The sequence below is a fragment of the Streptomyces sp. SM1 genome, assembly GCF_002910825.1.
GTDB classification, from domain to species: domain Bacteria; phylum Actinomycetota; class Actinomycetes; order Streptomycetales; family Streptomycetaceae; genus Streptomyces; species Streptomyces okerensis.
On record NZ_NEUB01000211.1, the window covers coordinates 1 to 9,086 of the forward strand.

The 9,086-nt window shown below is 71.4% G+C and carries 8 protein-coding genes; 1 reads left to right on the forward strand and 7 read right to left on the reverse strand.

The window, feature by feature from the left end; all coding sequences use genetic code 11:
- Positions 1-314: 314 nt before the first annotated feature.
- From B9S61_RS04840 to B9S61_RS04850, 3 genes are read right to left on the reverse strand one after another with little or no spacing between them, the layout of a single operon-like run.
- Positions 315-908 carry a hypothetical protein gene (locus B9S61_RS04840; RefSeq protein WP_258039550.1) on the reverse strand — a complete coding sequence of 198 codons (594 nt, stop codon included), beginning with the start codon at positions 906-908 and terminating at the stop codon, positions 315-317.
- Between the two features lie 35 nt (positions 909-943).
- A complete protein-coding gene (locus B9S61_RS04845) occupies positions 944-1,501 on the reverse strand; it encodes a GNAT family N-acetyltransferase (RefSeq protein WP_103541079.1) in 558 nt (185 codons plus the stop codon).
- Positions 1,479-3,725, reverse strand: coding sequence for an MMPL family transporter (locus tag B9S61_RS04850; RefSeq protein ID WP_103541080.1), 2,247 nt, complete (start codon positions 3,723-3,725; stop codon positions 1,479-1,481). Before B9S61_RS04850 ends, B9S61_RS04845 begins: the two co-directional genes overlap by 23 nt.
- A gap of 430 nt (positions 3,726-4,155) precedes the next feature.
- Between B9S61_RS04850 and B9S61_RS04855 the strand changes: the two genes are divergently transcribed.
- Positions 4,156-4,974 carry a cyclopropane-fatty-acyl-phospholipid synthase family protein gene (locus tag B9S61_RS04855; RefSeq protein ID WP_103541081.1) on the forward strand — a complete coding sequence of 273 codons (819 nt, stop codon included), beginning with the start codon at positions 4,156-4,158 and terminating at the stop codon, positions 4,972-4,974.
- 115 nt (positions 4,975-5,089) lie between these two features.
- Here the strand turns inward: B9S61_RS04855 and gatB are convergent, their stop codons facing one another.
- The 4 genes from gatB to gatC are packed head-to-tail and all read right to left on the reverse strand — an operon-like array spanning position 5,090 to position 8,655.
- Positions 5,090-6,604 carry an Asp-tRNA(Asn)/Glu-tRNA(Gln) amidotransferase subunit GatB gene (gatB, locus tag B9S61_RS04860; RefSeq protein ID WP_103541082.1) on the reverse strand — a complete coding sequence of 505 codons (1,515 nt, stop codon included), beginning with the start codon at positions 6,602-6,604 and terminating at the stop codon, positions 5,090-5,092.
- A gap of 15 nt (positions 6,605-6,619) precedes the next feature.
- Entirely contained in the window at positions 6,620-6,859 is a 240-nt protein-coding gene (locus B9S61_RS04865; RefSeq protein ID WP_103541083.1) for a hypothetical protein, read from the reverse strand.
- The gene (gene gatA, locus B9S61_RS04870; RefSeq protein ID WP_103541084.1) at positions 6,856-8,352 is read right to left on the reverse strand and encodes an Asp-tRNA(Asn)/Glu-tRNA(Gln) amidotransferase subunit GatA; all 1,497 of its coding nucleotides are present in this window, start codon (positions 8,350-8,352) and stop codon (positions 6,856-6,858) included. The genes B9S61_RS04865 and gatA overlap by 4 nt, the downstream gene beginning before the upstream one ends.
- Positions 8,353-8,358: 6 nt before the next feature.
- A complete protein-coding gene (gatC, locus tag B9S61_RS04875) occupies positions 8,359-8,655 on the reverse strand; it encodes an Asp-tRNA(Asn)/Glu-tRNA(Gln) amidotransferase subunit GatC (protein WP_004925108.1) in 297 nt (98 codons plus the stop codon).
- Between the last annotated feature and the right edge of the window lie 431 nt (positions 8,656-9,086).

A 9,086-nucleotide genomic window follows, 5' to 3' on the forward strand; every position in this document is an offset into this window, starting at 1 on the left:
GTCGCTCGTGCGCGGCCCGGTGGAGGAGATCGTCGTGGTGGAGCCGGTGGAGTGCGTACTCGAACATGGTCTGGTCCCCCTGGCGGAGTCGGTGTCCGTATCGCTTTCCGCGATGCCTCTACCTTCGTCTCCAAGGCGGGCCGGCCACATCGGGAAGGTTCCGTATCTTCGGCGGGGTGCGGGGCCTTAGAAGGCACTTAGGACGGTCACCGAGGCTCTCAGGGCCTTCTGAGTCCCCCCGGCGCAGTGCCCGGGGGGCGGACGCGCGCGAGGGGCCTCCGGTTACCCGGAGACCCCTCGTGACCTGCGCCGGCTCAGCCGGTGGCGGGCAGTCCCAGCAGGAGGCCGGTGTACGTGAGGACCGCGAGCAGCAGTCCGATGACGCCGAGCGTGACGCCCGCCCAGGCGACCGACTTGATCCAGGGCGCCCGGACCGTCCGGCCGGGCGTTCCGAAGGCGGGCCTGACGAGCACCGCCACACCCACGATCAGCGCGGTCAGCGCGAACAGGCCGCCCCACAGGGCGCTGGTGTTCCAGGCATCGCCGTACACCTCCTTGACCTGGGTGGCGACGCCGGCGTCCGCCGCCGTCTCCAGCTGGCCCAGGAGGGTCTCGCGCGCGGCGGCGACGGTGCCCAGCCAGCTGCCGGTCAGCGAGACGAGTCCCAGCGCCGCCGAGACGACGGCGGCCGCGCCCTGCCCGACACCGGACGGCTCCTCGGTCCCGCTCCCGGTTCCGGTCGCGTCCCGCTCCGCTTCCGACGCCTTGGCGTCGGCCTCCGTGACGTCCACTGCCGCTTCGTCGTGCTCGTTCCCGGCGCCGGCCCCGGTCACGGTCTCGCGTCCGATCCCGGTGTCGGTTCCGGTTCCGGTCTCGTTCCCGGTTTCGTCCACTGTCCTGGTTTCCATGCCCCGCACCGTACGGACGCTTTCTGAGAGTCCGCTCAATGATCGTCGTGCGCGCGCCACTCCGGGGCCAGCACCGACCACACCTCCAGGTCGTGGCGCACCCCGTGGTGGAGATGGGCCTCGCGGCGCACACCGTCGCGGGTCATGCCGAGCCGGCGGGCGATCGCGACGCTCGGCGCGTTGCCGGCCGCGGCGACCCATTCGACCCGGTGGATGCCGCGCTGCTCGACCGCCCAGTCGATGAGGACCCGCATCGCCCGGGTGACGAGCCCGCGCCCCGTGGCGGCGGGCTCCAGCCAGCAGCCGACCTCGCAGGTGCCGTTCCCGGCGTCGAAGTTCAGGGTGAGCACACCCCCGACGAGCCGGCCGTCCAGCCACAGCCCGTGCAGGGAGGCGGTGTCGGCGGCGCGCCAGTCGGCGTACCGCTGGAGCGCCGCCCGCGCGCCGGCCACGTCCGTGGCCCGGGAGCCGAAGGGGACGTACCGGTTGATGAACTCCCGGCCCCGGTCCAGATGGGCCAGGAACTCCTCGGCGTGCCAGGGCTCCAGCGGGCGCAGCTCGGCTCCGTCGTCACCCAGTCGTATCGCGTACATCCCGCTGTCGCTCCTCCTCGGCCAGCACGTCCGCCACCTCGGCGTCCGTGGCGGCGGCCAGCCTCTCATGCGCGACACGGGCCTCGGGCGGCTCGATGCTGATCCGGGGCAGGACACGGTCCAGCCAGCGCGGCAGCCACCAGTTGGCGCCGCCGAGGAGGTGCATGAGCGCGGGGACGAGCAGGGTGCGCAGGACGAAGGCGTCGAGGGCGACGGCCGCGGCGAGCGCGATGCCGAACATGGCGATCACACGGTCGCCGGTGAGGACGAAGGCGAGGAAGACCGAGATCATGATCACCGCGGCGGAGTTGATCACCCGGCTGGTCTCGGCGAGCCCGACACGGACGGCCCGCCGGTTGTCGCCGGTCTCCAGCCACTCCTCGTACATCCGGCTCACCAGGAAGACCTGGTAGTCCATGGAGAGCCCGAAGAGCACCGACACCATGATCACGGGCAGGAAGGGCTCTATGGGGCCTCCCGGGCCCAGGCCGAGCAGTTCGCTGCCCCAGCCCCACTGGAAGATCGCCACCACGACACCGAACGCGGCGGCGACGGCGGCCACGTTCATCGCGGCGGCCTTGAGGGGTATGCCGATCGAGCGGAAGGCCAGCAGGAGCAGCACACAGCCCAGACCGATCACCACGCCCACGAAGAGCGGCAGCTTGTCCACGATGACGTCGGCGAAGTCGTCGTATCCGGCGGTCACGCCGCCGACGTTCAGGTCGAGGGAGGTGCCCGACTCGGCCCGGGGCAGCACGTCGGCGCGCAGCCGCTCGACGAGGTCACTGGTCTGCTTCGACTGCGGGGACGACTCCGGTACGACGGTGAGGTAGGCGGTGTCGCCGCTCTGGCCGTAGGTCACCGGCGACACGGAGGCGACTCCGTCGGTGTCGCGCAGGGTGGGGCCGAGGTTGTCCAGGGCGAGCCGGTCCCCGGCGCCGTCCACCTCGGTGACGAGGGTGAGCGGGCCGTTCACGCCGGGGCCGAATCCGTCGGCGAGGAGGTCGTAGGCCTGGCGGGTGGTGGACGCCTTGGGGTCGTTGCCCTGGTCGGAGGTGCCCAGGTGCAGCGACAGGGTGGGCAGTGCGAGGACGGCCATGACGACGACCGCGAGCGCGCCGAGCAGTTTCGGGTGCCGCTCCACGAACGCGGACCACCGGGCGGCGAACCCGGTCGGCCCCTCCGGCTCGGGCCCGTGCTCGGCCAGCCGGCGCCGTTCCCGGCGGCTGAGCGCGCGCATGCCGATGAACGACAGCAGGGCGGGGAGCAGGGTGACGGAGGCGGCGACGGTCAGCACCACGGTGAGCGCGGCGGCGATGGCGACGCCGTTGAGGAAGTTCAGCCGGAGGATCAGCATGCCCAGCAGGGCGATGCACACGGTTGCACCCGCGAAGACGACCGCCCGTCCGGTGGTGGCGACGGCACTGACGGCGGCGTCGGGAACGGTGAGGCCGCGTTTCAGTCCGCGCCGGTGCCGGGTGACGATGAACAGCGCGTAGTCGATGCCCACGCCGAGCCCGATCAGCATGCCGAGCATGGGGGCGAAGTCGGCGACGGTCATGACGTGGCCGAGCAGCACGATGCCCGCGTAGGCGGTCCCCACACTGACCAGGGCGGTGGCGATGGGCAGCAGCGAGGCGGCGAATGAGCCGAAGGCGAGGAAGAGGACCGCGGCGGCGACCAGCACGCCGACGATCTCGGCGGTGTGTCCGCCGGGTGCCTCGGTGGTCTCGACGGCGCTGCCGCTCAGTTCGACACTCAGCCCGTCGGTCTCGGCGGCCTTGGCCGTCTTCACCACGGCGGCGACCTCGCCGGCCTCCATGTCCTTGGCCTGGCTCTCGAAGGTGACCGTGGCGTAGGCCGTACGGCCGTCCTGGCTGACGCGCCCGGCGCCGCCGTCGTCGTACGGGCCGCTCACGGCGGCCACGCCGGGCAGCTCCTCGATCCGGTCCAGGGTGCGGGTCATGGCCTGCTCGACGCCGGTGTCCCGGACGCTGCCGGACGCCGTGTGCCAGACCACGTTGTCGCTGTCCCCGCCCAGGGCGGGGAAGCTCTCCGTCAGCAGCTCGGTGGCCCGCCCCGACTCGGTGCCCGGCACCTGGTAGTCGTTCGAGTAGGCGGAACCGGCGGCGAGGGCGCCCCCGGCGACCCCGCCGAGGGCGAGCAGCCAGAGGAGGACGGGGATCAGACGGCGTTGGACACACCAGCGTGCTAGGGCTGCCACGAATGTGCTCCCAGGGTGACTCGGTGTGGATCTTTGACCGGGAACAGTCGAGCAAGAACCGAACAGCCCGCAAAGAACGCATGAGCAATGTCCTGTCACTCTTGCAGGCGAAAATGATCGTTTGTCGCTTTCGTGGACTAACTCACATTCACGGAACCGGTCGGTCGAACCGGTCCCCCGGGGCCTTGACCAGGGGTCCCGGCGCCGCGGCCGCGACGGCCGCACCCCCCGGCACACGGCCCGCCGGGCCCACCACAGCCCGCCACCGCCGGAAACCCGGATGCGGGTCCCGTCGGCCGCCTGCTAGCGTCCGCCGGTCCGACCTTCCGCGGCAGCCCGCCGCCGGCCGAAGCAGGTGCTTTGATGCTTGTCCCCGCGATCTCCGACGCGCCCCCTTCCTTCCTCACGGCCCCAAGGAGCCAGTTCACCGATGTCGGACATCACATCGAACAGCACATCGAGCAGCACCCCGCACGACGACCTCGCTAGCCGCCTCACCCTGCCCCGGTACCCCCGCAGCAGCACCTACGACGCCCGCTGGACCATCGAGAACGCGATGGGCCCGCACGCGCTGTGGCTGCTGGAGTGGCTCGCCCCGGCCCTCGGCCTCGGCACCCTGCGCCCCGGCGCCCGCGTGCTCGACCTGGGCTGCGGACGCGCCATGACGTCCGTCTTCCTGGCCAAGGAGTACGGCCTCCAGGTCACCGCGGCCGATCTGTGGATCGAGCCGGGGGACAACGCGCGCCGGATCTCCGAGGCGGGCGTCGCCGACCGGGTGCTGCCGGTGCACGCCGAGGCGCACGACCTGCCCTTCGGGGAGGAGAGTTTCGACGCGATCGTCTCGGTCGACGCGTACCAGTACTTCGGCACCGACGATCTCTATCTGCCGACGCTGGCCCGGCTGCTGAAGCCCGGCGGCCGGATCGGTGTCGTCGTCCCGGCGATGCCCGGGGAGATCGAGGGCAGCGAACCGCCGGAGCACCTGAAGCCCTTCTGGGACCCCGCGTTCTGGTGCTTCCACAGCCCTGCCTGGTGGCGTCGCCACTGGACCCGCAGCGGTGCCGTGGAGGTCGAGACGGCCGACTGGCTGCAGGACGGCTGGCGGGAGTGGCTGCTCTGGTGCGACGTCGTCGCCGAGGAGAGCACGCAGGAGTTCCATGTGCGGATGAGCCGGGAGAACGGGGATCTGCTGCGCGCGGACCGGGGCCGCACCCTGGGCTTCGCACGCGTGGTGGGACGCAGGCCCTGACGGCGTGATCTGACCGCGCCGGCGCCGGTCGCACGCCACACGGGACCGGCGCGGTCCCGCACGACGGAGGGGACGCATCGGCCTCGATGCGTCCCCTCCCTCCCGTTCTCGGAACTCAGCCCCCGGCGACGCCCAGCTTCTCCAGGATCAGTTCCTTCACGCGGGCCGCGTCCGCCTGGCCACGTGTGGCCTTCATGACGGCGCCGACCAGCGCACCGACCGCGGTGATCTTGCCGCCGCGGATCTTGTCCGCGATGGCCGGGTTGCCGGCGATGGCCGCCTCGACGGCCGTGGTGAGCGCGCCCTCGTCGGACACGACCTTGAGACCGCGCTTGTCGACGACCTCGTCCGGAGTGCCCTCACCGGCGAGCACGCCCTCGATGACCTGGCGGGCCAGCTTGTCGTTGAGGTCCCCGGCGTTCACCAGTTCGGCGACCCGGGCGACCTGCGCCGGGGTGATCGCGAGCTCGTCGAGCGTCCTGCCGGACTCGTTGGCCGCGCGGGCCAGCTCGCCCATCCACCACTTACGGGCGGAAGCGGCGTCGGCACCGGCGTCGATCGTGGCGACGATGTGGTCCAGCGCACCGGCGTTGAGGATGGACTGCATGTCGGTGCCGGAGATCCCCCAGTCCTCGCGGAGCCGGTTGCGGCGCACCAGCGGCAGCTCGGGCAGCCCGGCACGCAGCTCCTCGACCCACTCGCGGGACGGCGCCACGGGCACCAGGTCGGGCTCGGGGAAGTACCGGTAGTCCTCGGCCTCCTCCTTCACCCGGCCCGGGGTCGTGGACCCCGTGCCCTCCTGGAAGTGCCGGGTCTCCTGGATGATCGTCCCGCCGCCGTCGAGTACGGCGGCATGCCGCTGGATCTCGAACCGGGCGGCCCGCTCGACGGACCTGAGCGAGTTGACGTTCTTCGTCTCCGAGCGGGTGCCGAACTTCTCCCGGCCGTGCGGGCGCAGCGACAGGTTCACGTCGCAGCGCATCTGGCCCATCTCCATACGCGCCTCGGACACACCGAGCGCCCGGATGAGCTCGCGCAGCTCACGGACGTACGCCCGCGCGACCTCGGGAGCCCGCTCGCCCGCACCGGTGATCGGCTTGGTGACGATCTCGATGAGCGGGATGCCCGCGCGGTTGTAGTCGAGCAGGGAGTGCGAGGCACCGTGGATACGGCCGGTGGCGCCGCCCACGTGCGTGGACTTTCCGGTGTCCTCCTCCATGTGGGCACGCTCGATCTCCACGCGGAAGGTCTCGCCGTCCTCCAGCTGCACGTCGAGGTAGCCGTCGAAGGCGATGGGCTCGTCGTACTGGGAGGTCTGGAAGTTCTTCGGCATGTCCGGATAGAAGTAGTTCTTCCGGGCGAAGCGGCACCATTCGGCGATCTCGCAGTGCAGTGCGAGACCGATCTTGACGGCGGACTCGACGCCGATCGCGTTGACGACCGGGAGCGCGCCGGGCATGCCGAGGCAGACGGGACAGGTCTGCGAGTTGGCGTCGGCGCCCAGCTCGGTGGAGCACCCGCAGAACATCTTGGTCTTGGTGCCGAGTTCGACATGGACCTCGAGGCCCATGACGGGGTCGTACGACGCGAGAGCGTCCTCGTACGACACCAGGTCGGTCGTGGTGGTCACGGTGAAACTTCCCTCTCAGCCCAGCAGGACGTCGTCGTCGCCCAGCCGCTTCAGCTCGCGGTAGAGGATGGCGAGGCCGGTGACGATGGCGGCGGCGGACACGGTGGCGTCGATCAGGACCAGGGTGTCCTTCTCCAGCCGCGCCTTCTTGACACGCTTGGCGACGCCGATCGCGCCGAGCGCGGTGGCGGCCATGGACAGGTACGTACCGGACTTGGACTTCTTGAAGCCCTTGGCCTTGGTCAGTGCACTCACAGCGACGGAGCCTCCTCGATCAGCGGGTGGCCCCACTTTTCCACGAAGGCCGCCTCGACGGCGGCACCCACCTTGTAGAGGCGGTCGTCCTTCATGACCGGGGCGATGATCTGCAGTCCGACCGGCAGGTTGTCCTCGGGCGCGAGGCCGCAGGGCAGCGACATGGCCGCGTTGCCGGCCAGGTTGGTCGGGATGGTGCACAGGTCGGCGAGGTACATCGCCATCGGGTCGTCGGCGCGCTCGCCGATCGCGAAGGCGGTGGTGGGGGTCGTCGGGGAGACGATCACGTCGACCTGCTCGAACGCCTTGTCGAAGTCCTGCTTGATCAGCGTACGGACCTTCTGGGCGCTGCCGTAGTACGCGTCGTAGTAGCCGGAGCTGAGCGCGTAGGTGCCGAGCATGATGCGGCGCTTGACCTCGTCGCCGAAGCCGGCCTCGCGGGTCAGCGAGGTGACCTCCTCGGCGGAGTGGCTGCCGTCGTCGCCGGTGCGGCGGCCGTAGCGCAGGCCGTCGAAGCGGGCGAGGTTGGAGGAGCACTCGGACGGGGCGATCAGGTAGTACGCCGACAGGGCGAGGTCGAAGGACGGGCAGTCCAGCTCGACGATCTCGGCGCCCAGTTCCCTGAGCAGCGCGACGGACTCGTCGAACCGCTGGATGACGCCGGCCTGGTAGCCCTCTCCGCGGAACTGCTTGACGACACCGACGCGCATGCCGTCGACGCTGCCGTTGCGGGCGGCCTCGACGACCGCGGGCACCGGCGCGTCGATGGAGGTGGAGTCCATCGGGTCGTGACCGGCGATCACCTCGTGCAGCAGGGCCGCGTCCAGGACCGTACGGGCACACGGACCGCCCTGGTCGAGGGAGCTGGAGAAGGCGACCATGCCGTACCGGGACACCGCGCCGTAGGTCGGCTTCACGCCGACGGTGCCGGTGACGGCGGCCGGCTGGCGGATGGAACCGCCGGTGTCGGTGCCGATGGCGAGCGGCGCCTGGAAGGAGGCGAGCGCGGCGGAGGAACCGCCACCGGACCCTCCCGGGATCCTGGTCAGGTCCCAGGGGTTGCCGGTCGGCCCGTAGGCGCTGTTCTCGGTGCTGGACCCCATGGCGAACTCGTCCATGTTGGTCTTGCCGAGGATGACGACGTCGGCGGCCTTGAGCCGCTTGGTGAGCGTCGCGTCGTACGGCGGGATCCAGCCCTCGAGGATCTTGGAACCGACGGTGGTCGGGATGCCCTCGGTGGTGAAGATGTCCTTCAGTGCGAGCGGGACGCCGGCCAGCGGGCCGAGCTTCTCGCCCCTGGCGCGCTTCTCGTCCACGGCGCGGGCCTGGGCGAGGGCGCCCTCACGGTCGACGTGCAGGAAGGCGTGCACCTTCTCGTCGACGGCCTCGATCCGGGCGAGGTGCGCCTCGGTGACCTCGACGGCGGTGAGCTCGCCGGAGGCGATCCTCGCGGCGGTCTCGGCGGCGGTGAGCCTGATGATCTGATCGCTCATGGCGGGTTACTCCTCCCCCAGGATCTGCGGCACCTTGAAACGCTGCTGCTCCTGGGCCGGGGCGCCGGAGAGCGCCTGCTCGGGGGTGAGCGAGGGACGGACCTCGTCCGGCCGCATGACGTTGGTCAGCGGGAGGGGGTGCGAGGTCGGCGGGACGTCTTGGTCGGCGACCTCGCTGACGCGGGCGACCGCGCCGATGATGTCGTCGAGCTGGCCTGCGAAGTGGTCGAGCTCTTCGGGCTTCAGCTCCAGACGCGCCAGCCGGGCGAGGTGGGCGACCTCCTCGCGCGTAATGCCAGGCATGCAGCGATCCTCTGGGGTGAGTGAGAGTGTTTTGGGGCCAATCCTATGGGTCGGGGGGCCGTGCCCGTGAAACGTGTCCGGTTCGCTGCCGCGTCCCGTGCGGTCGGCGGGGCGGGAGGGTGTGCGGCCCGGCGCGTCCTTGGCCGGCCCGGTACCGGTACGGGGCTCGCCCCTCGGCTGCTGCGGCACGCCCGGCGTGGGCGTTTCACGCAGCCCTTCTCCTCAGCCCGGCGTTCGGCACGCGCCCCCCGCGCGCCTTGAGCGGGCGTGCCCGCCCGGTCCCTCCCCGAGCGACCCGGCGCTCACGGCCTGCCCGGCGTGGGTGCCGACCGGGGGTGTCTGCGCGGCCCGGCGCTCGCGGGGTGCCGTCGCGCCCGCCCTCCGTTATGTTTTCCGCGGTCCTGCAAGAGGGCCGCTGGCCTCCGGGCCCG

What these genes read in the sequence shown, in the direction of transcription:
- gatC (WP_004925108.1), bottom strand. Translation starts at nt 8,655, where the DNA reads ATGCCTGGCATTACGCGCGAGGAGGTCGCCCACCTCGCCCGGCTGGCG.
- gatA (WP_103541084.1), bottom strand. Translation starts at nt 8,352, where the DNA reads ATGAGCGATCAGATCATCAGGCTCACCGCCGCCGAGACCGCCGCGAGG.
- B9S61_RS04855 (WP_103541081.1), top strand. Translation starts at nt 4,156, where the DNA reads ATGTCGGACATCACATCGAACAGCACATCGAGCAGCACCCCGCACGAC.
- B9S61_RS04840 (WP_258039550.1), bottom strand. Translation starts at nt 908, where the DNA reads ATGGAAACCAGGACAGTGGACGAAACCGGGAACGAGACCGGAACCGGA.
- B9S61_RS04845 (WP_103541079.1), bottom strand. Translation starts at nt 1,501, where the DNA reads ATGTACGCGATACGACTGGGTGACGACGGAGCCGAGCTGCGCCCGCTG.